Source organism: Dyella sp. ASV21 (assembly GCF_016428975.1).
Taxonomy (GTDB): Bacteria; Pseudomonadota; Gammaproteobacteria; order Xanthomonadales; family Rhodanobacteraceae; genus Dyella.
In genome coordinates this window covers 1-25645 of sequence record NZ_JAELTT010000039.1, presented here as the reverse complement: position 1 = coordinate 25645, position 25645 = coordinate 1, and the positions used below count along the sequence as shown (strand labels likewise).

General features: G+C 65.1%; 15 protein-coding genes and 1 riboswitch. Of the genes, 7 read left to right on the top strand and 8 right to left on the bottom strand.

Annotated elements, in window-relative coordinates; all coding sequences use genetic code 11:
• Positions 1-190: 190 nt before the first annotated feature.
• On the top strand, positions 191-1393 hold the full coding sequence (locus JHD67_RS13695; protein ID WP_199099820.1) for a DUF2252 family protein: 1203 nt from the start codon (positions 191-193) through the stop codon (positions 1391-1393).
• A gap of 107 nt (positions 1394-1500) precedes the next feature.
• Here JHD67_RS13695 and JHD67_RS13690 read toward each other — a convergent pair whose 3' ends face one another.
• Positions 1501-4197 carry an ESPR-type extended signal peptide-containing protein gene (locus JHD67_RS13690; RefSeq protein WP_199099819.1) on the bottom strand — a complete coding sequence of 899 codons (2697 nt, stop codon included), beginning with the start codon at positions 4195-4197 and terminating at the stop codon, positions 1501-1503.
• 225 nt (positions 4198-4422) lie between these two features.
• Positions 4423-4818, bottom strand: coding sequence for a hypothetical protein (locus tag JHD67_RS13685; protein WP_199099818.1), 396 nt, complete (start codon positions 4816-4818; stop codon positions 4423-4425).
• Between JHD67_RS13685 and JHD67_RS13680 the strand changes: the two genes are divergently transcribed.
• The 4 genes from JHD67_RS13680 to JHD67_RS13665 are packed head-to-tail and all read left to right on the top strand — an operon-like array spanning position 4801 to position 9147.
• Positions 4801-5499 carry a DUF3348 domain-containing protein gene (locus JHD67_RS13680; RefSeq protein WP_199099817.1) on the top strand — a complete coding sequence of 233 codons (699 nt, stop codon included), beginning with the start codon at positions 4801-4803 and terminating at the stop codon, positions 5497-5499. The two genes, JHD67_RS13685 and JHD67_RS13680, sit on opposite strands and share 18 nt — an antisense overlap.
• A gap of 6 nt (positions 5500-5505) precedes the next feature.
• A complete protein-coding gene (locus tag JHD67_RS13675) occupies positions 5506-7893 on the top strand; it encodes a DUF802 domain-containing protein (protein ID WP_199099816.1) in 2388 nt (795 codons plus the stop codon).
• Positions 7890-8537, top strand: coding sequence for an OmpA family protein (locus tag JHD67_RS13670; protein WP_199099815.1), 648 nt, complete (start codon positions 7890-7892; stop codon positions 8535-8537). The genes JHD67_RS13675 and JHD67_RS13670 overlap by 4 nt, the downstream gene beginning before the upstream one ends.
• Positions 8530-9147 (top strand): DUF2894 domain-containing protein, encoded by a 618-nt coding sequence (locus tag JHD67_RS13665; RefSeq protein WP_199099814.1) that lies wholly within the window; start codon positions 8530-8532, stop codon positions 9145-9147. The genes JHD67_RS13670 and JHD67_RS13665 overlap by 8 nt, the downstream gene beginning before the upstream one ends.
• A gap of 6 nt (positions 9148-9153) precedes the next feature.
• Here JHD67_RS13665 and JHD67_RS13660 read toward each other — a convergent pair whose 3' ends face one another.
• Complete coding sequence (locus JHD67_RS13660) at positions 9154-11913, bottom strand: serine/threonine-protein kinase (protein ID WP_199099813.1); 2760 nt, start codon at positions 11911-11913, stop codon at positions 9154-9156.
• Between the two features lie 42 nt (positions 11914-11955).
• Positions 11956-13215, bottom strand: coding sequence for a serine hydrolase (locus tag JHD67_RS13655; protein ID WP_343214365.1), 1260 nt, complete (start codon positions 13213-13215; stop codon positions 11956-11958).
• Positions 13216-13525: 310 nt separating this feature from the next.
• Here JHD67_RS13655 and JHD67_RS13650 point away from each other — a divergent pair, with 310 nt between their 5' ends.
• A complete protein-coding gene (locus tag JHD67_RS13650) occupies positions 13526-15397 on the top strand; it encodes an ATP-binding cassette domain-containing protein (protein WP_199099812.1) in 1872 nt (623 codons plus the stop codon).
• A gap of 186 nt (positions 15398-15583) precedes the next feature.
• Here JHD67_RS13650 and JHD67_RS13645 read toward each other — a convergent pair whose 3' ends face one another.
• The 3 genes from JHD67_RS13645 to JHD67_RS13635 all read right to left on the bottom strand — a co-directional run bounded on the left by JHD67_RS13645 (position 15584) and on the right by JHD67_RS13635 (position 22294).
• Positions 15584-16546, bottom strand: coding sequence for a glutathione S-transferase family protein (locus JHD67_RS13645; RefSeq protein ID WP_199099811.1), 963 nt, complete (start codon positions 16544-16546; stop codon positions 15584-15586).
• Positions 16547-16615: 69 nt separating this feature from the next.
• Positions 16616-19321, bottom strand: coding sequence for a phosphoenolpyruvate carboxylase (gene ppc / locus JHD67_RS13640; RefSeq protein ID WP_199099810.1), 2706 nt, complete (start codon positions 19319-19321; stop codon positions 16616-16618).
• A 477-nt stretch (positions 19322-19798) separates the two neighbouring features.
• Complete coding sequence (locus JHD67_RS13635; RefSeq protein ID WP_199099809.1) at positions 19799-22294, bottom strand: prolyl oligopeptidase family serine peptidase; 2496 nt, start codon at positions 22292-22294, stop codon at positions 19799-19801.
• A 130-nt stretch (positions 22295-22424) separates the two neighbouring features.
• Positions 22425-22537, top strand: a riboswitch (S-adenosyl-L-homocysteine riboswitch).
• A gap of 37 nt (positions 22538-22574) precedes the next feature.
• Between JHD67_RS13635 and ahcY the strand changes: the two genes are divergently transcribed.
• Entirely contained in the window at positions 22575-24008 is a 1434-nt protein-coding gene (gene ahcY, locus JHD67_RS13630; protein WP_199099808.1) for an adenosylhomocysteinase, read from the top strand.
• Between the two features lie 596 nt (positions 24009-24604).
• On the opposite strand, the gene JHD67_RS13625 is transcribed toward ahcY, so the two are convergent.
• Positions 24605-25276: a hypothetical protein gene (locus JHD67_RS13625; RefSeq protein WP_199099807.1), complete on the bottom strand. Its 672-nt coding sequence runs from the start codon at positions 25274-25276 to the stop codon at positions 24605-24607.
• Between the last annotated feature and the right edge of the window lie 369 nt (positions 25277-25645).

Here is a 25645-nt window from a genome sequence, read left to right as displayed (position 1 = left end):
GACCCTCGCCGCAGGGTCTAAGCCTTGCCCTCACTCAACGAAGGCCGTGCGCGCAGGGCGACGCAACAAATTGCGCATGAACGAAATTCGTTGCCATGACATCTCTTTCATCTCACCCAGACGCTCCACTCCGCGATGCTTGGCCTGCGCTGAGCATCGCGCGTTACGGAGTGCTGCATTGGGAGACCTCATGAAGAAGCGATTCACGACGCCCACGCGCCGAGCGGAAGCCCTCGACCGGCTTCGCAATCTCAAGATGGCGCGCTCTTCGCATCGCTACGTACGCGGCTCTACCGACAAGTTCTATGAGTGGTTGGATGCATTGGAACACGGCGCCATGCCAGAAGGGCCTGCCATATGGATCTGTGGCGACTGCCACGTAGGTAACCTCGGCCCGCTCGCCAACCACGCAGGTCAGGTAGAGGTGCAGATCCGCGACCTTGACCAGACGGTGATAGGCAACCCGGCCATTGACCTGGTGCGGCTGAGTCTCTCGCTCGCCTCCGCATTTCGCGGCTTCGATCTGCCTGGCGTCACTACCGCGCGCATGCTCGAACAAGTCATGGCCGGCTACCGGCATGCCTTTGATCCGGCATTCGACATTACCGTGGACCTGGCCGCGCCCAAGCCCGTGCTGGGCGCCGTACGGCGTTCGCGCAACGCAAACTGGCAAACCCTGGCAAAAGAGCGCATCGAGGACACCTCGCCACGCATCCCCTTGGGCAAGCGCTTTTGGCCGCTCAGCGCCAGCGAGCGCAGCGAGATGAAAGCGATGGCGCAAAGCGAAGCCGTTCGCGCCTTGGTGACCATGCTGCATTCGCGCGAAAGCGATGCCGCGGTGCGACTGGTGGACGGTGCCTATTGGGTGAAAGGTTGCAGCTCGCTCGGTCGCCTGCGCTATGCCGCCCTGCTGGAAATCGCGCCCTGCAAGGGTGACGCCCCGGACTACTGTCTGTTGGACATCAAGCAAGCCGTGACCGCGGTGGCCCCCGTGGTAACGGGCCGTCCCATGCCGCGCCAGGCCGGACAGCGTGTACTGGCAGGCGCACGTCAGCTCTCGCCTCATCTGGGCAAACGCATGCTGGCGGGTCGGTTCCAGAACAAGGCGGTGTTTATCCGCGAGCTGCTGCCGCAGGATCTCAAGTTGGAGCTGGAACAACTCAACGAACGCAAGGCGCTGCAAACAGCATTCTATCTGGCGGCGGTGGTCGGCAAGGCGCATAGCCGCCAGATGGATGCCGCCACTCGCGCTGCCTGGCTGGCGGACATCTCGGCCACGCGCTCCCGCCGCATCGATGCACCCAGCTGGCTGTGGACACACACGGTCAACCTGCTGGCCATCCACGAAAAGGCCTATCTGGAGCACTGTCGACGTTACGCGCTGGCACTGTGAAGGGGCGCTTGGCGCGCAACAGGCCGCCGGGACCGTTGCGTACCGATACCCGCCAAAAAAGAACGGCGCCCGAAGGCGCCGTTCTTCCTACTCCATCGTGGGATGGCTTACCAACCCATGCTCATGCCCGCACCCACCGACGCGTCGTTACCCGAGGCGGAACCGCCGAAGGAGACGTTCACGTTCGGAGCCAGCTGGCGGCTGTAACCCACCGCGATGGCGTTCTTGCCGTTCATGCTGCCCACGCCCACGCCGACCTTGTTCGCCGTGTTGATGCCCTGCGCACTGAAGGTCATCTGGCCGTAAGCGGCACCCATCGCACCCACCGCGTTCGTGCGGCGGTTGACCTCGTTGAACTTGTTGTTCGCCCAGTCCTGCACACCGCCCACGGCATCCTGCACCTGGCCCCAGTTGGCAGCATCCGTACGCTGCGTGCCAGCCGCCACGTTGGTGATCTGACGCTCGTTGCCCACCGAACCCACGGAGACGGTGTTGGCGCGATCGGCCACCGAACCGGCACCCAGGGCCACCACGTTGTCCGCCGTCGCACTGGCACCGTTACCGAGCGCCGTGCTGCCGCTGGCGGATGCCACGGCACCGTTGCCCATCGCCGTGCTCTGGTTACCGGTCGCGGCCGCGCCGCTGCCCATCGCCATGCTTTCGCTGCCACTCGCCTTGGCGCCTTCGCCGACGGCCGTGCTGTTGCTACCCGAGGCATCCGCACCCAAACCCAGCTGCGCGCTGCCCTCACCCGAGCCAGCACCACCGAGCTTGCCGCCGGCCAGATCTTCCTCCATGGAGGACAGGCGGCTGTTCAGCGCGCCGGCCAGGTCGCCCGCTGCATCGAACTGCGACTGCACGTTGTTCGTCAGCGTGTTGATGTTGGCGTTGAGCTGCGAGTACTGCGATTGCACGGTATCCCCCAGCGTCACGTAGCTGCTGTTCAGCTGGTCGATCTGCGTCTGCACGCTGCTGCCCAGCGAGGCAACGTTGCTGCCCAGCTGATCCACCTGCGTCTGCAGACCCTGCTGCAGGGTGTGCAGCTGACCACCGTTCACCGCCTGCATGCTGCCCTGCGCAATCTCACCGGCCGCAACGTTGTTGATCACGGTGCCGTTGGCGCCGCGCAGCGTCATGGAGGCAAAGCTCGGGCTGTCGTAGGTCAACGCCACCTGCGGAGCACCACTGGCGTCGAGCAGGCCCGAGGCACGCAGCTGCGACACGTTCACCGCATCGGTGTCATCACTGCCGGCCGTCACGTTCTTCAGCGAGCGGGTTTTCCCATCCTTATCGGCAAAGTCCACCGCGTCGCCGTCGATATCGCGGCCCACGGTCAGCTTGTTGCCCGCATTCGCCTGCTGCACCAGACCGATCGCGCCGCTGCTCAGATCACTCGTCATGGTATCGACGGTGGCCTGCAGGTTCGTGATGTTGGTGTCATGGGTCTGCACCACGCCGTTCAGCACGCTCAGATCGCTGGTCAGCAGGCCGATGGAACCTTCGGCCGTCGTCATGCGCGAACCCAGACCGGAGATGGCCGTGTTGGCGGCGGTAACGTTGGCGTTGGTCTCGTTCAGCTGCGACATGTTCACCGCGTCGCTATCGGCCGAACCATCCTTCACACCCGTCAACTGACGGGCACCGGCGGTGCCGGTGAAGTCCACCACGTCGCCGTCCAGCGCGGCGCCCACGGTCAGCTTGCTGCCCGCACCCGCCTGCTGCACCGGACCCACGCTACCGCTGTTGAGCTGGGTGGTGACGTTGCTGATGTTGGTCTGCAGATTCGTGATGGTGCCTTCGTTCAGCGTCATGCGGCCATCCAGGTTGCTCACGCTGCCCTGCAACGCGCCGATGTTGCCTTGCGCGGTGGAGAGAGCGCCTTCCGCCGAACCCAGACGCGTGTCCAGACCCGACACATCGCCCTGCAGCGTGCCGACCTTGCTCTCCGTATCAACCACGCGGGTATCCAGGTTAGCCATCGACGACTCGGTGGCGCCAACGCGAGCATTGGTGGCGTTGAGCTGCGACATGTTCACCGCATCGGTGTCCGCCGCGCCCTGGGCGACATTGATGATCGAGCGCTCGCTACCGGCGGCGCCCACCGAGATCACGTTGCTTCGATCAGCGACTGCGTTCGCACCCAAGGCGATCGAGTTGGTGGAACCCGCGGTGACGGTGGCATAGCCGCCGATCGCCGTGGAGTCCACCGCGTTGCTTGCGCTGTATCGACCAATAGCCACCGAGCGATCGCCCACTGCCGAGGCGCGACCGCCTAGCGCCGTAGCGCCCTGGCCTTGAGCGGAGGCAAACGTACCAAGAGCGGTTGCGTTGATGGCATTGCCATTCGCGTAGGCGCTCTGACCAATGGCGATATCGCCGTTGCCGACGCTGCTGCTACTCGCACCGATGGCAATCGAGCCCGTAGCCGTGTTCGAAGCGGCACTGCCACCACCGACGGCATTAACCTTGACATAGGTGTCGTCGAGCATGGCTGCGGCCGTCGGTACGGCGAGGGACGCGCCAGCGAAGCCACCGAAGGCTGCATTGCCGCCCGTAAGCTGCGCAGTGCACTCGGCGGTTTGGTTCAGTTCCTGTGACGCACACGTCGGCGCCGCGGTATCGGCGACCTCGGACGTCTGTGCCATCGCAAATTGCATCGGCAGCGCGAGCAGCGAGGCCGCCACGGACAGCGACAGAGCGCGCTTCTGTCGGCTTGCCGACTTGCCGTTGGCCTTGGCCAGTTCCGACGCTACTACCCACTTGCCAAGGGTTGCGTTCCAGATCACTCGGTAGGAAATGTTCATAGTCTTGCGTCTCCGATCAAAGGGGGGGGCGTTGGCGCGCGACAGCTCTGCATGCAGTGAGGTGGGTGCCATGTCTCTCAACTAGGGGAGACGTTCCGGCGTTCCGTGGTTTCGCCGGTCAAGGCGCGATGCAAGCTGCTGGCCACAAGAAGCAAGATAAAACTGGCTACCTTCCAGCTATATCTGACGATGCCTAAATGCATATCTGCACGGCCGTATCAGGCGTTAGCCCCGGAAGCGCGCGGTAAAAGCTGGGAAGTGACACAACGGGATGGCACTGCAAAGCAGCGCCATCCAGGTGAAGCCGTCGAGATGCCGATGAAAGAACCCGGCGATGCATCGCGTGTCGGACAAGTTCTGGATGGGCCGTACCCATGCACCCTCCCAGGCAGCGTGTGGCACCTGAGCGATGGCCACCGCACCCCCTTCGCCTGGGCGTTTCAGGTCAAAAAGAACCTGCGAGGCAAGCGCCCCCCGAAACCCCGGCACGGCGGCGGGCACGCCATACAGCGATTCCTCGTTCGCCCACCGACGGGACGCCGAAGGATGGGAGGCAGACACCCCGCCAATCCGGTGTAAAATGGTCGTTTTTTGACCAACAGAATGGCGCAGATGGCTCAACGGGCGGCAGTCCGTGGCCCCACGTTCATCCGCTTACTTGCGAGACTGACGGACGTGGGGGTTCCCCCATCCAGGCAATCCCTCCCGGACCGGCTGAGCCAGTGGCTCGACTGGACGCACGCCATTGCCCTGTCCACGGCGCTGGACGGCAAAGCCGGCGCCGCCGCCGATGGCCCCGCGTTCGATGACACCGAAGCGGCCGAATGCGCACGCCTGCGGGCGGCGCTGGCGGACGCCATCACCAGCGATCCCGCATTGACGGGCGCCGAAAGCAGCGTTCAGGGCGCCGACTACGCCGTGTTCCGTCGTCGTTACCAAACCCACCAGCGCGCCATGCAGGCCACCGCCGGCAAGCTGCGCGGGCGCCTGCGCGACAGGCTCGTCCAGCAGGGCGACACTGCCGCCCGGCTGGGCGCTGTGGATGCGGTCATGGAAGCGGTGCTGAGCCCGCGCGAGCACGGCCTGCTGGCACGCATCCCCACGCTGCTTGGCGAGCGCTTTGAACGTCTGCACCAAGCCGAACTGAACCACCTTGCCGATGCATCGTCATCGGATCAGGCCGCGCCCAACGCGTGGCTGGACCTCTTCCGCAGGGACATGCAGAGCGTGTTGCTCGCCGAACTGGACGTTCGTTTTCAACCCATCGAAGCGCTGCTTGCCGCGCTTCGAACGGCTCACTGAGAAATCATGTTGCGAAATCTGCTCAATCTCGTTGTATTCGTCGTGGGCCTCGCCGCGGTGTGCTGGATCGGCGCGGGCTATGTGACCACCAATCCCCTGGGCGTGGCCGTCGCCGCCCTGATCGGCGCGGGCTACCTGGCCGGTGCGCTGGAGCTGCTCCGCTACCGACAGGCCACGGCCACCTTGAGCGGTGCCATCCACGGACTGGACACCGCACCGACCGACCTGGGCAGCTGGCTCGATCGCCTGCATCCGAGCCTGCGCCATGCCGTGCGCCAGCGCGTGGAAGGCGCGCGCGTAGCGATGCCGGCACCCGCACTTACGCCATATCTGGTGGGCCTGCTGGTGCTGCTGGGCATGCTTGGCACTCTGCTCGGCATGATGGCCACCTTGCGCGGCACCGGCATCGCCCTGGAAAGCGCCACCGATCTGCAAGCCATGCGCAGCTCGCTCGCCGCGCCGGTGAAAGGCCTGGGCTTTGCGTTCGGCACCTCCATCGCGGGCGTCGCCACCTCGGCCATGCTGGGCCTGCTTTCCGCCCTTTGCCGCCGTGAGCGCCAGCAGGCCGTGCAGCAGTTGGACAGCAAGATCGCCAGCACCCTGCGCATCTATTCCCAGGCGCACCAGCGCGAGGAAGCATTCAAACTGCTGCAACAGCAGACCGAGTGGATGCCCACGCTGGTTGAGCGCCTGAACACTATGATGGCGACCATCGAACAGCAGAGCATCCGCACCAACGAACGCCAGCTGACGCAGCAGGAAGCCTTCCACACACGCACCGAAGCCATGCACACGCGCCTGGCCGCTTCGGTGGAAGCGTCGCTGAAAGGGAGCGTGGCCGAAAGCGCGCGCGCCGCCAGCGCTACGCTGCAACCCATCGCCGAAGCTACCCTGGCGGGGCTTGCGCGCGAAACATCTGCGCTACGCGAGACGGTGGCGCATGCCGTGCAGCAACAGCTTGAGCAGCTCACACGCGGTTTCCAGGCCACTACCCACGCCGTGGGCGAGCATTGGAGCGGCGCCGTCGCCCATCAGCGCGAGGCCAACGACGCCCAGGCACACGCGCTGCGCGAGGCACTGGCCCATTTCACCACCACCTTCGAGCAGCGCTCGGCCAGCATGATCGATCAGGTGGCCGGCCGCCTGGACGCCAGCACCGCACGCACCGCCGAGGCCTGGCAGGAAACCATCGCCCGCCAGGAATCCGCGCATCAGGCGCTGGCGGCGCACCACCAGCAAGCGCTGTCGCAGGCCGCGGCCGCCTTCGAGCAGCAGGCCAGCGGCTTGATCGCCCAGTTGCAGCAATCGCAGGAACAACTGCAAGCCGCCTTGGCGTCGGGCGATCAGGCGCGCCTGCACCAGTGGAGCGAGACCTTCGGCCAACTCACCCAGGCGCTGAGCGCCGAGTGGAAGCAGGCCGGCGAACACACCACGCAGCGTCAGCAGGCCATCTGCGACACCTTGGCGCAAACCGCCGACAGCATCGCCGCGCAAGCCCAGGCGCATGCGCGCGACACCATCGCCGAGATCGCCCAGCTCGCACAGGCCGCCGCGGAGGCGCCGCGCCTGGCCGCTGAGGTAGTCGGCGAACTGCGTCAATCGCACGCCGACCAGCAGGCCGCCCTGGAGTCGCGCGACCAGCAGCGTCTCGCGCTATGGTCCGACACCTTCCAAACCCTCACCGCCTCGCTGGGCCGGCAGTGGGAACAGGCCAGCGAACACGCGGCCGCCCGTCAGCAAGCCATCTGCGACACCCTGGAGCAAACCGCCAGCACCATCGCCGCGCAGACGCAGGCCCAGGCCAGCGCCACCATCGCGGAAATCGCGCATCTGGTGCAGGCCGCTTCCGAAGCGCCCAAAGTAGCCGCCGAAGTGGTGGGCGAGCTGCGCCAGAAGCTATCCGACAGCATGGTGCGCGACACCGCCATGCTGGAGGAACGCAGCCGCCTGCTTGCCACGCTGGAAACGCTGCTGGATGCCGTCAACCACGCATCCACCGAACAGCGCACGGCGGTCGATGCACTGGTGGCCACTTCGGCCGACCTGCTGGAACGCGTGGGCACGCGCTTCAGCGACCATATCGAGGCGCAGACCGGCAAGCTCGACGCCGCTGCCGCGCAGCTCACCGGCAGCGCAGTGGAAGTAGCGAGCCTGGGCGAAGCCTTCGGTGCCGCCGTGCAGGCCTTCGGCCAGAGCAACGAAGCGCTGATGGAACGCCTGGAGCAGATTGCCGGGGCGCTGGACAAATCCCTCAGCCGCAGCGATGAACAGTTGGCCTACTACGTGGCGCAGGCACGCGAGGTGATCGACCTGAGCGTGCTCTCGCAGAAGCAGATCATGGACGACTTGCAACAACTCGCCAGCCAGCGCGCCGCCGAGGCCGAAACGGCATGAACGAGGAGATCGAGCTCGAGGGCGAGTCAAACGCACCCATCTGGGCCGCCTTTGGCGACTTGATGTCGGTGCTGCTGGGTGCGTTCGTGCTGATTCTGGTCGGCGTGATCGCCGTGCAATTGCAGCTCACCAGCCGACTGGATGAAGAAGTGAAGCAGCACCAGGCCGAAGCGCAGCGCCGCATGAGCCTGGAGCAGGCGCTGGCCGTGCCGCTGGCGGCGGGCCGCGTCACGCTGGTGAATGGCCGCATCGGCATTCGCGGCAGCGTGCTGTTCGCGCTCAACTCCGACCAGTTGCAACCGGAAGGCCGCGAACTGCTCCAGAGCCTCGCCGGCCCGCTCACCGAGTACCTCAAGTCCCGCGACGAGATCCTGATGGTCAGCGGCTTCACCGACGACCAGCAAGTGCGCGATGGCAACCGTCACTTCGCCGACAACTGGGAGCTCTCGGCCGAGCGCGCGCTCACGGTGACGCGCGCCTTGATCGCGGAAGGCGTACCGGCCTCGTCCGTGTTCGCCGCCGCGTTCGGCGCGGAACAACCGGTGAGCGCCAACGACAGCGACGAAGGCCGCGCCAAGAACCGCCGCGTGGAAATCGCCCCCATGCCCAGGCCCACCGCCGAGGCCGCACCCGCGCATGAGTAATGCCGGCAGCACCGCCCGCACGCAGATTGAGGCGTGGCGCGAACAAGGCGCCGATCGCTTGGATCCGCTCGGCTTCCACCTGATCGACGCGCTGGAACGGCGCACCGCCGCACTCGGTGGCGCGGCGCACGAGGTGCTGCAAGCCAGGCTCGCAAGCCTGTTGGCGGCCTACGCCGAGCGCGTGGCGAAAGCATCCACCCCGGCAGACAAGCGCCCGTCGGCCGCACGCAGCCCCATGCGTGAGCTGCTCGACGCACTCGCCACACCGTTCGATGCGGCCCACGCCGCGCGCCGCGCCGCCTACCCCGCGATACTGACGCTGGATCATTTTCGCGAGCAATGGTCCCGCCTGCGTCGGGCCAAGCAGGTGCGCGATTCGTTGAAGCAGGTGCCGGAAACGACGGGGCCGCTCAACTCCAGCGCGCTCGTGCATCGTTCGATGGCCTTGATGAGCGAACTGTCGCCCGAATACCTGCACCACTTCCTGGCCTACGTGGACGACCTGGCGTGGCTGGAGCAGATGAGCAGCGCCGGCGCGCCCGCCACCGATGCCCCCCAGCCCGCCAACCCGCGCAAGCGCCCACGCAAAGCGCCAGCACGCAGCGAATAGTCTCGCTCAGCGCTTCGCCAACTCCGTACGCCACACGGAATCGGCGGGAAACGTGCGCTCGAATACCGGCTGCGCATCCCGTTCCAGGGCCTGGGCTTGCGCGAGCTTGCCGGCTTCGCGCAGGTCATGCGACCACAGCAAGGCATACCGTGCCGTTTGCGGATGCGCGGCGCCCAGGCGGTCCTTGAGTATCTGCCATGCCAGCTCGTCCTTGCCCAGCGCGGTGGCGATATCACCGCCATCGTGGGCGATAGCGGCACGCAAGGCAGCAGCGTGGGCACGCGGCCAGTACTCGGCCGTGGCCCCGGGTGCGTCGACCTGATCGAGCAAAGCGAGCGCACCGCTACGGTCGCCATGCTGGTAACGCCAGCGCGCACGCGCCACGCGGGCGTAGGCAAGATCAGGCTGGGCGTCGTGCTGACGATAGGACGCCTCGGCTTTGTCCAGCAACGCGGCCGCTTCGTCATCGGCGCGGCCGGCGTCGATCAACACGGTGGCGGTAACCTCCTGCGCGCGCGCCACGCGCAGGTCGTCCGGTTGCAGGATGCGGCCGCGGTAGGCCAGCACGTCGCGCATGGCGCGCAGCGCGCCCTCGGTATCGCCCAAGGCACTACGCAGATTGCCCACCTGGAACAGGATGCTGGCGTACTCGGGGCTGTCCTCGCCGGTCTGCTTGCGCTGGGTGGCAAGCGCAAGCGCCAGGTAGTGCTGGGCTTCGTCGTAACGCCCCGCCCCATTGAGCATGCGCGTGAGTTCGGTTTCGTAGTGGATGGCGTAGCCGGCGCCCGCACCGAACAGTTGATCGTTGAGTGCCAGTGCTTGCTGGCCCAGGCCGATCGCGCGCGGCAGGTCGCCATTGCGCTCCACGGCGTGCGCGTAGTTGCCCAGGCGCACCAAGTGCCCCGCGGTGTGCAGGTCACCATCTTCCTTGTCCAGCGCCAGCGCGCGCTCATAGAAACCCACGGCCTCGGCGGCATCGCCACCGTGCGAGATGATGAGGCCCAGGTTGTTGAGTGCCACGGCCATGCGCTGCGGCGGTGCGTGCAGCTTGGCGAGCATGTCGTAGGTGGTTTGCGCGGCGGCACGCGCATCGCGGTAGTTGCCGCCGGCGTCCAACGCCAGCGACAACACCATCCAGGCGTTGGCGATGGACTCGCCCTCATCCGGCGCCACGCGCTGCCGAATGGCAAGGGTCTGGCGCGCCGCCTGCTCGGCCTCCTTGGCGGAGAAGCCGCCGTTGGCGAGCGTGTTGGCCAGCGCCTCCAGGCATCGCGCCGCCGCCAGGGGCTGATCCACCGCGGGGCTTAGATCGAGCGTGGCGGCTTCGCGCAGCATGGGCGCCGCCACATCGTCGGCACCCATATGGCGATAAGCGTTGCCCAGCGCTTCCAGCAAACGCGCGCGCACGCGCGGATCGTCACCGAGCTCGCTGCGTATGCGCGCGGCACCCGTGTCCAGTACCTCGCGTGCGGTCAGGTCATGACGCAATTGCTTGTTGAGGTTGGCGTCGGAGGCACCGAACACGGAGACCAGAAAACTGGCCACACGCTCGGTCTCCGCCGCCTGCGCCAGTGCTTCGCGCTCGGCATGCCACAGACGCCAGGTAAAGCCGGCCGCCATGGCGAGCACCAGCGCACCCACGGCAAACGCAGGCCAGCGGCGACGCAGCAAGCGTGCGGCCACGTAGCCCCAGCCTCGCCCGCGCGCCTGCACCGGTCGATGCGCGCACCGGCGCTCGATGTCATCGGCCAGCGCCGCCACCGAGGCATAGCGCTCGGCCGGGTCGTAGGCACAGGCTCGCGCGAAGATGGCATCCAGGTCACCGGCCAGCTGGCGGCGCCACGGCAGTTCCCGCGCGGCGTCGCGACTGGGCTGCAGCGGCAAGGGGCCGGCCTGCACACCCTCGCCGTGCGGCGGCGGCCGATCCACGATCAGCGCGTACAGCAACAGGCCAAGCGCATACACGTCCGAAGCCACCGTGGGCCATTCGCCGCGTATTTGTTCGGGGCTGGCATAGCGCGGGGTGAGATAGAGGCGATCATTAGCCGCCGTGCCCTCGCCAAGTTCCAAGGCCTGGGCGATGCCGAAATCCAACAGCTTGGGCTCGCCATCCGCGCTGACCAGGATGTTGGCGGGCTTGATGTCGCGATGAATCACCAGATGCCGGTGTGCGTATGCCACCGGCGAGCACACCTTCAGAAACAACGCCAGGCGCTCGCGCAGCCCCAGGCGATGCCGCCCACACCACGCATCGATGCGCTCGCCATCGACGTACTCCATGGCGATGAACGGCCCCCAATCGGCGAGTGCGCCACCATCGAGCAAGCGCGCAATACGCGGGTGCTGCAAGCGCGCCAGCATCTGGCGCTCACGCGTGAAGCGCTCCAGCAACAAGGGCGAAGCCAGGGCGGCGGCGCCCAGCATTTTCAGCGCGACGAGCTGCTCGACGTCACCGTCATGACGCTCGGCCAGATAGACCACGCCCATGCCGCCTTCGCCCAGGCGGCGCAGGATGCGGTAATGGCGGGCAGAGGTGGCCTGTGCGTCGTGACCGCTCAGGTCGACCGCCGGCAGGGTCATCAAGGGCAAGTCGGCGGTGCGGCTGCTTTCCATCGCCGCGACCATCCACTGCACTTCGCCGAGCAGGGCTTCATCGCCATCCGTCTGCGCGGCGATGAAAGCCTCGCGCGCCGACGGCGAAAGCTCCACCGCGGCCAGCGCGATGCGCTTGGCCTGCACGTAGCGGTCCTTGGGCGGCTCGTTCATGCGTCCCCCTGTGGCGCAGGGGGACAGTATAGGCAGGCCCGCTTAGGGCTGCTTGGGGGTGGCGCTGTGGGTCACCTTGGTGCTGCTCGCCACCTTGGTGGTGCCACCCTTCTTGGTGCCACTGGCCGCTTTGGCCGTGCTGGCCGTCTTGGTAGCAGCGCCCGATTTGGCAGCACCAGCGGTCTTGGTGGCGCCGCCTGTCTTGGTGGCACTGGCCGTTTTGGTGGGGCTGGCAGCGGCCTTGGTGGTGCTGCGCTTGGGCGCCGCGCTGGCCGGGCACTTGCTGCCCTTGCGCGGGGTGCAGCCAGCGCTGGCCACGGCACCAACCTGCCCGCGACGATGATGGCGACGCGACACCGGGGCCGTCTCCGCCTCGGCGGTGCTGATCGGCGACAGCGCATGCAGGATCTTGGACGCCGCGCCCGGCTTGGTGGACGCGCCACCCGCCTGGGCCACCAGCATGGCCGGGGTTTCGCGATCCTCGAAGCCGTCGTCCAGCAGGCGGGCCATCAGGCGATCGCGCGTGCCGGCGGTGTGACCACCCATCACCACGCTGAAGAGACGCTGGCCATCGCGCACGGCGGTGGAGGCCAGGTTGAAGCCCGAGGCATTGGTGAAGCCGGTCTTCAGACCGTCCATGCCCGGGTACTTGTCCATCAGATTGTTGTGCCCGCGAACCAGGCGTCCACGGAACATGAACTGCTTGGTGGAGAAGTAATGCGAGTACTGCGGGTAATCGTGGTACAGCGCCATCGCGAGCTTGCTCATGTCGCGCGCGGTGGTGGTGTCGTTCGGATCAGGGAGGCCCGAGGCGTTGGCGAAATGGGTGTTCTTCATGCCCAGCTTGAGCGCCTGCGCGTTCATCAGCTCGACGAAATGGCCTTCGTTCTCACCCAGGCTTTCGGCAACCACGGTGGCGGCATCGTTGGCCGATTTGGTGATCATGCCGAGCACGCAATCTTCCACCGAAACGGTCTGGCCCTTGCGCAGGTCGAGCTTGGTGGGCGCGCGCGAGGCGGCCCAGGCGGACACGGGCAGTTCCTGATCGAGCTTGAGCTTGCCGCTCTCCAGTGCCTGGAAGGTGAGGTAAAGCGTCATCATCTTGGCCAGCGAGGCCGGATGATTCGGATCGTCGACGTTCACGGCCGTAATGACCTGGCCGTCGGCCTCGTTGATCACGATGGCCGCATAGCCAGCATGAGCCACGTTCATGGCGCAGGCCGCGCCCGTAAGCATCAGCGATGCCAGCAGGCTACGCAGCCAGCTTGCCCCTTTGCCCGGCGTCTTGGACTTGATAGCCACCCCGAATCCTCACTTCTGGCCCGCCGCTTCATCGCGCTGCACGACCTGGACGAGCAGCGTGCTCACCACGGCATAGACAATACTTGAATTTACCTGGATAAGTCCATGTTTCTACGGACGATAAAATAGCAACGGCGCCCGAGGCGCCGTATCGTCGTGGACTCCGCCGTGAAGGTTTTGTCTACGACGCGACCAAGTTTGCCCGCAAAAGTCATGAAGGGAAAGGCTTTTTGTCATGTAAGCGCCCATCCCGGCACCGAATTTGCCTGGAGTCGCGTGTAGAAGCGGGGCGGCTCGCTACAATAGAGAAATGTCCCTGATCCAACTGCATCGCGTCGATTTCAGCATCGGCGGCCCCCTCCTGCTCGAACATGTCGACCTCTCCATCGAGGCGAACGAGCGTGTCTGTATTGTCGGTCGCAACGGCGAAGGCAAATCCACCCTGATGAAGCTGATTGCCGGCGAGCTAAAGCCGGACGATGGCGAAATCCGCGTCCAGAACGGCGTGGTGGTGGCCCGCATGGCGCAGGAGGTGCCGCAAGACACCGCCGGCAGCGTGTTCGACGTGGTGGCCGAAGGCCTGGGCGACCTGGGCCAGTTGCTGGCGCGCTATCACCACCTGCTGGCCGAAGGTGATTTCGATGCCCTGGGCGATGTGCAGGCCGAAATCGAGGCACGCCACGGCTGGGACCTCGACCGCCGCGTCAACGACGTGCTGACCCGCCTCGAACTCCCCGCCGACATCGACTTCGCCGCCCTTTCGGGCGGCATGAAGCGCCGCGTGCTATTGGCCCAGGCGCTGGTGCGCAAGCCCGACGTGCTGCTGCTGGACGAGCCGACCAACCATCTCGACATCGAAGCTATCGCCTGGCTGGAATCGTTCCTGCGCCAGTTCGACGGCAGCATCATCTTCATCACCCACGATCGCAGTTTCCTCCGCGCACTCGCCACACGCATCGTGGAGATCGATCGCGGCCAGCTCACCGACTGGCCCGGCGACTACGACAACTATCTGCGCCGCCGCGAAGAGCGTCTGCACGCCGAAGCACAGGCCAACGCCCTGTTCGACAAAAAGCTGGCACAGGAAGAAGTGTGGATTCGCCAGGGCATCAAGGCGCGCCGCACCCGCAACGAAGGCCGCGTGCGCGCATTGAAGGCACTACGCGTGGAACGCGCCGAACGCCGTGAGTTGTCCGGCAACGTCAAGATGACGCTCGCCAGCGCGCAAGCATCGGGCAAGAAGGTGATCGACCTGGAGCACGTGCACCAGGCCTACAACGGCCGCGTGCTGATCGGCAACCTGAGCACCACCATCATGCGCGGCGACCGCGTGGGCATCATCGGCCCCAACGGCGCCGGCAAAAGCACCCTACTCAAGATCATGCTGGGCGACCTCAAGCCCGAGCGCGGCCACGCCACACTGGGCACCGGCATCCAGATCGCCTACTTCGACCAGCATCGCGTGCAGCTCAACGACAAGCTCAACGCGCTGGACAATGTGGCCGAAGGCCGCGAGTACATCGAGCTCAACGGCTCGCGCAAGCACATCATCGGCTACCTGCAGGACTTCCTGTTCTCCCCCGAACGCGCACGCGCGCCGATCACCCGCCTGTCGGGCGGCGAACGCAACCGCCTGCTGCTGGCCAAGCTGTTCGCGCAGCCCTCCAACGTGCTGGTGATGGACGAACCCACCAACGACCTGGACGTGGAAACGCTCGAGCTGCTCGAAGAGTTGCTCACCGAATACCAGGGCACCTTGCTGCTGGTATCCCACGATCGCGAGTTCCTCGACAACGTCGTATCCAGCACGCTGGTGCTGGAAGGTGACGGCCAGATCGGCGAATACGTCGGCGGCTTCACCGACTGGCTGCGCCAGCGCCCCAGCTCCTCGGCCACACCCGCCAAGGCGACGGACACCAAGCCCGCCGCCACCCCGGCCGCGACGCCTGCACCGGCGGAAAACAAGCGCAAGCTGAGCTACAAGGAAGCACGCGAGCTGGAGCAGCTGCCCGCGCGTATCGAAACACTGGAAGCGGACATCGCCGCGCGCACCGAGGCGATGAACGAGCCCACCTTCTACCAACAAGACAGCGACAGCATCGTCAAGGCGAATGAAGCGCTGGCCGGCGTGCAAGCCGAGCTTGAGCGTGCTTACCAGCGCTGGAGCGAGTTGGACGGCTAAATGCCAACCCAGGGTAGATAGCCGTGGGGAAGGCATGGCGTAACGACTTGTTACTGGGCATCCCAGCGAAAGCTGGGATGCCGTGCCCGTCAACCGTTGCGCGTAAAGACGCTGGATGACCCGCCCTGCGGCTGTTGAAAAGGCGCTAGCTGCTTCCGCAGGAATGACGATCAAATCAAGGCAGCGCTAGGCGACGTCCCCATGGACGGCCGGCGCATACGCCACGGTGTGCACGCCGCTGAACCAGCGCAGCCGCACATAACCGGGCAAGGCCTTGAAGAGGGTCAGTGCGCTGACCGGATGCAGGTCGTTCACGGCTTCCCGCAAGGGCTCGTCCGACAGTGCGGAGGCGGGCGCCGACGCCGCCAGCCAACTGACCCGACCGCGCATGCGCCCGCTCTGGCGGCGCTGCGCATCGATCCATGCTTCATACAGCAGCGCGGGCTCGCGACCATGTACGCGAAAGAGCCGTGCCTGCCATGCGAACAGCGCCTGCAGCCGTGGATGGTGACTGAAATGCGGCACGATGCGCAGTGGTCGCAACAATGACGCCAGGGTGATATCCGCCGCACTGCATCGCTCGCCAACCAGCCACGCGGACTTGCTCAGTCGCTCGGCGATGGGAAGCAGCAGCGACTCGAGTTGTTCGTAGACGCCATCCTGGCGATTGCGGTCGAAGCGAAAGCGCCGCGTGAGCATCATGCCGAGCACCGGCGCGGCCAGGTTGCGCCAACCACGTCGCGTGAACAGGCCGCCGCAGACCTCGGGCATAAACAGCCGCGACAATACCTGCGGGCACTCCATGATCAACTGGGTATAGCCCAGGCGCCGCGCATACAGGCCCAGGGTGGAATCCAGGCGCAGCATCCATTGCCATACCCTATCCCGCTCCGATGGATCACTGGGAAACAAAGGGCGTTCGGGATAGGTCTCATCGAGGTAGCGGATGATCGGCGAGGAATCGCTGATCGCCACGCCCGTGGCGCTATCGTGGATCAGGGGTACGGTTTGCGCGCAATCGAAGCGACGCATTTCCTCCTTTCGATACGCCACGATATCGATGGCGCGCCAGGGCAGGCCTTTGTAATCCAGCGCCCAGCGCACCTTCTCCACATAGTGCGACCAGCGTAGTTGGTATAGCTCGATCATCCCGACTCCCATGTCGTTGGTGAGAACGACATGCGGCCGGGCGGCACGCACTCAAGTGCCCGAGAGACCTCAACCCGTATTCTGCAAGCCCTGCGACACGCCATTGACGCAGGCCACCAGCGCGGTGAGCAGGGCCTCGTCGTCTTCGCCACCGGCGCGCCAGCGCTTGAGCAGATCCACCTGCAACAGGCTCATCGGGTCGATATAGGGGTTGCGCAGATCGATCGACACCGCCAGGCGCGGCGCGTTCTGCAGCAGGCTGTCAGCCCCCTTCAAGCGCAACAGCCACACGCGCGTGCGTTCGAATTCCTCGCCAATCAAGCCAAAGAACGGCGTATGCAATGGGCCGGCCAATTGCGAGAACGCCTCGGCGATACCGAGGTCACACTTGGCGAGCACCATCGACACGTCGTCGATCAGGTTGGCGAAGAACGGCCAGTCGCGGGCCATCTCGATCATCGCCGCTTCGCCGAAGGCTCGTGCGCCGTGTTCCAGCGCCGAACCAAGACCGTACCAACCGGGAAGGATCGAGCGGCACTGCGTCCACGCAAACACCCACGGAATGGCGCGCAGATCCTGCACGCCGCGCATGCTGCGGCGACGCGACGGGCGCGAACCCAGCGTCATGCGTTCGATCACGTCGATGGGCGTGGCGGCGCGGAAGTAGTCGACAAAGCCTTCGCGATCCACGAATGCACGGTAGTGCTGACGGCTGCGCGCGGAAAGCTGGGCCATGCGTTCGCGCCATACCTCCTCGCGCGGGTCCAGGATGCGCGGCCGCAACGAGGCGCGCAGGACCGCGCTTACCGTCTGCTCCAGGTTGCGCAAGGCGAGCGCGCGAATACCGTACTTGCGATGGATCACCTCGCCCTGCTCGGTGATACGCAGCACGCCGGCCACCGAACCGCGCGGCGAAGACATCAGCGCCGGCGCGATGCGCGCGCCGCCGCGGCTGGCCGAGCCGCCACGACCGTGGAAGAACGACAAGGGAATGCCGGCCTGGGCCGCCACGTCCAGCAGCTCCACCTGGGCACGCTGCAAGCCCCAGCGCGAGGCCAGCGTGCCGCCATCCTTGCCGCTGTCCGAGTAACCCAGCATCACCCACTGGCGACCGCCGCGCGAGGCGAGGTGCTCGCGGTACACCGGGTCGTCCAACAAGGCGCGCAAGGTCGCCGGCGCGTTGGCGAGGTCGTCCACGGTTTCGAACAGCGGCGCGATATCCAACGGCACGTGTCCATCCTGCACCAGCCCGCCATAGCGCGCCAGCGCCAGCACCGCCAGTACATCCGCGGCGGAACGCGCCATGCTGATGATATAGAGGCCCAGCGCCTCCGCGCCGTATCGGCGGCGCGCATCGCCCAAGGTCGCGAACACGTCGTACAAGTCGACGACGCCCGCCGCCTCGCTCACGGCAAACGCCTGCTTGCCGCCCGCATAGTCGCGCAGCGCGTGTGCCCGTGCGGTGGCGTCGCGGGCGCTCCATTCGCTGTCGTCCAACAGCAGCGCCAGCGCATCGTCGTGCATGCGCGAATCCTGCCGCACATCCAGGCGCGCCAGATGAAAACCAAAGGTGCGCACGCGCCAGATCAACCGTTGCACGGCATAGGCGCCGGCATGCAGGCCGCGATGATCGACCAGGCTGGCGGCGATCAGGTGCAGGTCGTCGAGCAGGTCGGCGACGCTGGCATACCCCTCGGGATGATCGTCATCGTGGGTGGCCTCCAGGCGCGCACCGACGATGGTGAGCAGGCTGCGATACGGCATGTCCGCGTGGCGCGGGCGTATCTTGGCCGCCGCCTCCGGAAAGCGCACGCGGTAATGGAACAGGCGCTGGGCCAGCGCGCTATCCACATCCACGCGGTCTTCGGTCTGGCTGAGCAAGCGCGCCAGGCCGGCGATGTCTTCCATGTAGTGCTCAAGCACGTGCGCGCGCTGGGTGGCCAGGCTGCTGGCGATGGTGGCGGCGCCCACGTTGGGGTTGCCATCCATGTCGCCACCCACCCAGGTGGCAAAGCCAAGCAGGCGCGGCAGCGGAACGGCTAAGCCGTAGACGGCTTGCAGCGCATCGGCGAGTGATTCGTACAGCGCCGGCACGATGCGGTAAATGGGGTTGGCGAGGTAGAAGCCGACGTGATGATGCTCATCCTGCACGCTGGGGCTGATGGTGGAGGCTTCCGCCGTCTGCCAGCCCGCGTTGAGCGCCATGAAAATGCGGTCGTCGTCCTCCTTGCGCTCTTGCGGCGTACGCGAGGGGTCGAAGCTGTCGACCAACGCGCGCACGATGGATTGCTCCTTCTCCAGCAACGAGCGGCGCACGGCCTCCGTGGGGTGCGCGGTGAAAACCGGTTCCACTTGCAACCGTTCCAGCCACTCCAGCAACTCGCCCGCTTGCACGCCTTGCGCCTTCAGTTGCGTCAGTGCATCCAGCAACGATTCCGGCTGCGGCGCGCCGCCCTCGCGCTGGTAGTCGCGGCGACGGCGAATGCGGTGGATGCGTTCGGCGATGTTCACCGCCTGGAAGTAGGTGGCAAAGGCACGCGCCAGCGCTTCCGCCTGCGTGGTGTCCAGCCCGGTAAGCAGCCCGGACAGCACGTTCAGCGGCGCATCCTCCTGGCGACGCTCGATGGCGGCCATGCGGATACGCTCTACTTCATCGAGGAATGCCGGGGAAATCTGCTCGGCGAGCATCTGGCCCACGAGGGCGCCCAGGCGGCGGACGTCTTCGCGCAGGGGCGCGTCGTGCGGGGCGAACTCAGGACTGCGGTGCTGGTTCATCGATGCCACGTTGCGGGTTTGGACGTCCAAGACTACCCGAAGCGCAGATGCTTTGTGCACTGCCGCAAACGTTTTGGGTGGAGAGCACGCAGCAGGCCAGCGGCGCCCCATCCACGGCAGTCCGTGCGCGTTATGCGGAAATCCAGGTTCAACTTGTACAAGTCAAACTTGGTTTTCGACCTGCCATGCGACATCGCGAATGCTTTGCTTGTGGGTTCCGCCCATCGCGATGTGCCGCCTTGGCGGCACGCGCCTGTCGGATGGTGGCCCCCAGTGTCGCCACCCCTCACGGACTAGCCGAGCGAATAGCTCGGCAAGCGCCACGCTGGGGTGCCCTTCGCTTTGGTTACTTCTCTGTGGGGCACGCAAGAGAAAGCGACCTGGCCGCCGGCAGGGGGACGGAAGCCCGCCCTCCCACCGGGACTCCCTTCGGTCGCAGCGCGCCAGGTCGCGATAACACCAGATCAAAAGCGAAAGTCACCCTCGCTTCTTCGCGTCAGCCGCTTCCGGCTGCGCCTTTCCCACATAGCGCTCCAACCACAGATTCATCTCCGCCAACATCTGCAGAATCGACTCGCGTGCGCGGTACGCGTGCGACTCGTTGGGCAGCATCACCAGGCGCGCGGTGCCGCCCAGGCCCTTGATGGCGGCGTACAAGCGTTCGCTCTGAATCGGGAAGGTGCCGGGGTTGTTGTCCTGCTCGCCGTGGATCATCAACAACGCGTCCTTGATGTGATCGGCGTAGTTGAACGGCGACATTGCCTGGTACACGTCCTGCGCCTGCCAGTAATTGCGCTCCTCCGACTGGAAGCCGAATGGGGTGAGCGTGCGGTTGTAGGCGCCGCTGCGCGCGATGCCGGCCTTGAACAGGCGGCTGTGCGCGAGCAGGTTGGCGGTCATGAAGGCGCCGTAGGAATGGCCGCCGACGGCGATGCGGTTGCGGTCGGCAACGCCGCGGCGCACCACTTCGTCCACGGCCGCTTCGGCACTGGCGATCAACTGCGGGATATAGGTGTCGTTGGGTTCCTTGCTGCCCTCGCCCACGATCGGCACGGAGAAATTGTCCAGCACCGTGTAGCCCATGGTGAGGAAAGCCTGCGGCCCCCAGTAGCTGATGCGGTTGAAGCGGTACGGCGAGTCGCTGACCTGGCCGGCCGCATCGGCCGATTTGAACTCGGCCGGATAGGCCCACATCAGCATCGGGCGCGGGCCGTCCCGCTTGGGGTCGTAGTGCGGCGGCAGGTACAAGGTGGCGGTGAGTTCCACGCCATCCTTGCGCGTGTAGCGGATCTGCTCCTTCTGCACGCCCTTGAGCTGGGGCAGCGGATGCGGGATGTGCGTGAGCGCCCGCGGTGCGCTGGCTGCCGCGAGATCGCGTACATAGAAGTTGGTGGGTTCGCTGGGCGATTCGCGCGAGGTGAGCGCGCGGCGGCCTTCGTTGTCCAGCAGCACCTGGGGGGCTTCGTAGTACGGCGCCTGCGAGCGGAACAGCCGGGTGCTCTGGCCGCTGGCGAGATTCACCTTGTCCACGAACGGGCGGTCACCCTCCGGCGAAGCCCCTTCGCCCAGGCGATAGATACTCTGGCCATCGGCGGCCATCATGAGGCGCGATTGGCCGCGCTCGTCCTGCATCGTGGCCGGCTTGCCCGGGTCGCCATAGCGGTCTTCGGAGGAACCTTCGTGCACCAGCGTGGGTGCCTGTTCCGGATGATCGGGCGCCACGCGCCATTCCTTCACCTTGCGCGTTTTCCACCAGAACTCGTCGATCAACGCCAGCTCGCCATTGCCCCATTGCGCACCCGCGTAACGGCCGCCCAACCGTGCCAGCGTGACCGGTGCCTGCGCGAACGGCGCGGCCAACATGCGCACTTCGTCGCGCACCTCACTCTGGCGCGCAGGGTCGCCGCCATCCTGGGCTTGGGCCCACACCAGGGTGGCCGGCGCATCGGCGCGCCACTGGATATCGCGTACGCCGGTGGTGACCGCGTCGTTGCCGGTGGGCAGGCCCTCGACCAACGGCAGGCTGGCGATCTCCTTCACGACGTTACCTTCGCGATCGAGCACCTCGATGCTGCGCGGGAAGCTGTCCAGCGGCACCAGGTACGAGAACGGTCGCTCCACGCGCTCGCGCAGCAGGTAGCGGCCATCCGGCGAGGGGGTAAGCGATAGCGTGAGCGCGGGGGCGCCCAGCGGGGTGAGTTTGCCGTCCAGGTCGACCAGCGCCGTCTGCGAGCGCAGGTAGTACTCGAACAGGCGCGCGTCATCTTCGTTGCGCAGCAGATCCGGGTAGGTGCGGATGGATTTAACGCCACCGCCCGCCTGGGTCTGCTGGGTGTTGGGGCCGGTGGGAATGCCACGGCTCACCGGGGCCGCGCCCTGCCCTTGCGGCTGCACTTGCACCAGCAATTGCTTGCCATCCGGCATCCAGCGATAGCCGCGTCCGGCCACCGTATTCAGCGGAAGCGTGGTGAGCCGGCGCGCGGTATGGGTGGCTATCTCCACCACCCATAGCTCGTTACGTCCCTGCGCCGCGTCCTCTTGATTGAAGGCGAGGTAGCGCTGATCCGGCGACCAGCTGGAGCTGGCGATCGAAAGCGGGCTGGGCAGCCCCTGCAGGCGAATCTCTTTGCCACTGGCCACATCGATCAGCCAAAGATCCGTGCCGAAGGAGAAGCGGCTTTGCGCAAACGTGCGCGGATGGATGCGCACGCCCGCCAGTTTCAGCTCCGGCTGCGCTACCACGTCAATGCCGGGTAGCGAGGGCATCTGGGTGAGTGCGAGCAGATCGCGATGCGGGCTGATCGACAGTGCCGGCGGTCGCGGCGCATCCACCAGCGCCTGTAGCGGCGCGGGCGGGGTGATGTAGCCGCGCGCGGCGCTGCTGGCGGCGCCGGGTGCGTCCTGGGCAAAGGCCAGCGGGGGCGCAACGAGCAGCAGGGCAACGAGCGCCAGGTGACGGAGCTTGAAATCCATGGGGCACGAACCGTTATCGAAGGAATTTACGAACCTAGCCCAGCCGTGGCGCCGGCACCAGCTCCATCAGTCATGCCCCAGCGGGGGCGCCCAAGCGGAAACGCCGCGCCTCAGCCGCTATACTCCAGGGTCCATCGAGGGGCGCTGCGACCGCTCGGCCCGGACAACACCGCGTCTCGCGTGCGTTTGTCCAAGGCCACGGCCAGGCTCGACGGCATCTTCTTGTAACGGCGCCCGGTTAACGATGCGGTTCTACGACCGCAACACCCGGAGCCACGCCATGAACGCAGTTACGAAAGACACCGCCACGCAGGACTTCAAGGTCCGCGATATCTCGCTGGCCGAACTGGGCCGCCGCCGCATCCGCATGGCCGAAGAGGAAATGCCCGGCCTGATGCAGATCCGCGCCCGCTACTCCAAGGACAAGCCGCTCAAGGGCGTGCGCCTGTCCGGCTCGCTGCACGTCACCAAGGAAACCGCCGTGCTGGCCGAGACCCTGCGCGAGCTGGGCGCCTCGGTGCGCTGGGCTTCCTGCAACATCTTCTCCACCCAGGACGACGTGGCCGCCGCACTGGCCGCCGGCGGCCTGCCGGTGTTCGCCTGGAAGGGCGAGTCGCTGGAGGAATACTGGGAGTGCACGCTGGACATGCTCAGCCACCCGGGCGAACTGGGTCCCCAGCTGATCGTGGACGACGGCGGCGACGCCACCTTGTTCATCCACAAGGGCGTGGAGCTGGAAGACGGCGACAACTGGGTCAACACGCCCAGCGGCAACCACGAAGAACAGGTCATCAAGGACCTGATCAAGCGCGTGCACGCCGAGCGTCCGGGCTGGTTCAAGAAGGTCGCCGCCGAGTGGAAGGGCGTATCGGAAGAAACCACCACCGGCGTGCACCGTCTCTACCAGCTGGCCGAAGCCGGCAAGCTGCTGGTGCCGGCCATCAACGTCAACGACTCGGTCACCAAGAGCAAGTTCGACAACCTGTACGGCTGCCGCGAATCGCTGGCCGACGGCATCAAGCGCGCCACCGACCTGATGGTGGCCGGCAAGGTCGCCGTGGTGTGCGGCTACGGTGACGTGGGCAAGGGTTGCGCCCATTCGCTCAAGGGCTTCGGCGCACGCGTGATCGTTACCGAGATCGACCCCATCAACGCCCTGCAGGCGGCCATGGAAGGTTTCCAGGTCACCACCATCGAAGAAACCCTGGGCCTGGGCGACATCTACGTCACCACCACCGGCAACAAGGACATCATCACGCTCGAGCACATGGCGGCGATGAAGAACAATGCCCTGGTGTGCAACATCGGCCACTTCGACAACGAGATCCAGATGGATCGCCTCAACGCCGCCAAGGGCGTGACGCGCGAAAACATCAAGCCGCAGGTGGATCGCTACACCTTCGAGCAGACCGGTCGCAGCATCTACATGCTGGCCGAAGGCCGCCTGGTGAACCTGGGCTGCGCCCACGGCCACCCGAGCTTCGTCATGTCCAACAGCTTCTCCAACCAGACGCTGGCCCAGCTCGACCTGTGGGCCAACAAGGACTTCTACGACAAGAAGGTCTACCGCCTGCCCAAGAAACTGGACGAAGAAGTGGCCCGCCTGCACCTGGAGCAGATCGGCGTAAAGCTGACCAAGCTCACCCCGGAACAGGCCGCCTACATCGGCGTGCCCGTGGACGGCCCGTACAAGCCGGATCACTACCGCTACTGAGCATGCTTGTTGTGCGATGAAAAAGAGGCCGCCTTCGGGCGGCCTTTTTTGTTTCAGAGCACAGCAGTTGGAAATAGTCGGGGTGGGTGCATCTTTACGATGCAGCACGTAATAAGAATTTCTGTTTCTTTAGTGGCTTCATCGGTGCCGACCAGTCTCTGGGTTTCTCCTGACGTCCCGACGTCCCACCGCTCCATTCCGTCAGGATCGCCGCTCGAATTGCCATCGTTACGGCTTGGCCGGGGTGTTGACTGCAGGCGGCGTATCGACGAACTCCACGCCGAAGGATGGTTCGCACTACTGATGTGTCCTGGGAGATTTATGAGACACGAAACACGACGATAGGATTCGCTCTCATAGTACGAAAACCCCTCTCCAGGTTTCTTCTGACTTTTTCAGCTCAATGTTAACGCGCGCCTTACGTTAGGCGACGATGCGTCTGTTCCTTTGTTGGCAACTTTGTAATGAACTATCCCGAATGAAGGTGCACATACACTAGGTCCAACTCCAGTCCGGCCTGTTTGGAGTCCTTTCAGAACGACAGCGCGGCGTGATGGCGTCGCGAGAAGGCGTGTGCCAGGACTCTGGCGAAAAATCTATGACTTTGGCGTTGGACTTTCGATTTGCGAAACAAAACGAATCGAACGCAAGATTTCAATTACCTCTGGCAAGCCGGCCTCTGAGGTAGGAGGTAGTATCTGACCTGCGGTGTCGCTCACATCCCGAGGATCGTAGCCCACATAGATGCTCTCTCTGCTTAGCAGAGTGCGAGAACCGTCTCCCATGCAGAATGACACCCGCCGCACTTGACCTGGATCGCCACTATTCAAGGGATATGACGATATCTCCACGTAATTAAAATATCTTGAGTTAACGTCATTAATAACTTTAATACTGTAATAACGAACGTTTCCCTCGGGCTCCGGCGGCATCAATTTGGGGCATAACTCAGAAGCGCTTCCTTTAACACATTTAATGTCAATAAGCAGTTCTTTTTGATCCTTATCATTAGATAGGTAATAATAATTGCCGTCGACATAGAAGCCCGCATCAGGGCTCCCGGAATTGACGCCAGATCGCCCGCCTTTTCTTGCCACCATCTCAACGGCACACCCCTTCATCGGTATTAGATAGCGTCGCTTTTCCATCGCTAAAGCGGGTGTGACCTCATCATTCCTTGTGTTTGCTATTTGAGAAAATGCTTGGCTAGTACCCAACATTGACCACAGTCCAGCGATCAGTAGTCGGGCAATGGGAGCATGGCTCATCGGCCCAGTCCGTCCTTTACCTGATAGTCTTCCGGCAGAAATTGCATGCTGCCTGCCCCATTCGGGAACGTGGGTTCGTCAAAGAGAAGAACCTGTGCGTATGCGTGCGAGTGATATCGATCTATGAGTCCATTGAGCCTGGGCTCGGGGCGATCGATGTGCGAAGGCAAATTGATTAAACATGAAACTCGACGGAAGGAGATGTTTTCGTAGTAGACAAATGGCTGCCCCGGCATTTGCTGACTGACCTGCGTACGAACTTTGTGTCCAATCAGGCAGTGAGTTCAGCGGGGATGATATCGGGTTGGGACCAGTTTCGCCGGATGGTGGCCGGCGGCTTATAGCCATGCGAGCTGTGCGGTCGCTGCT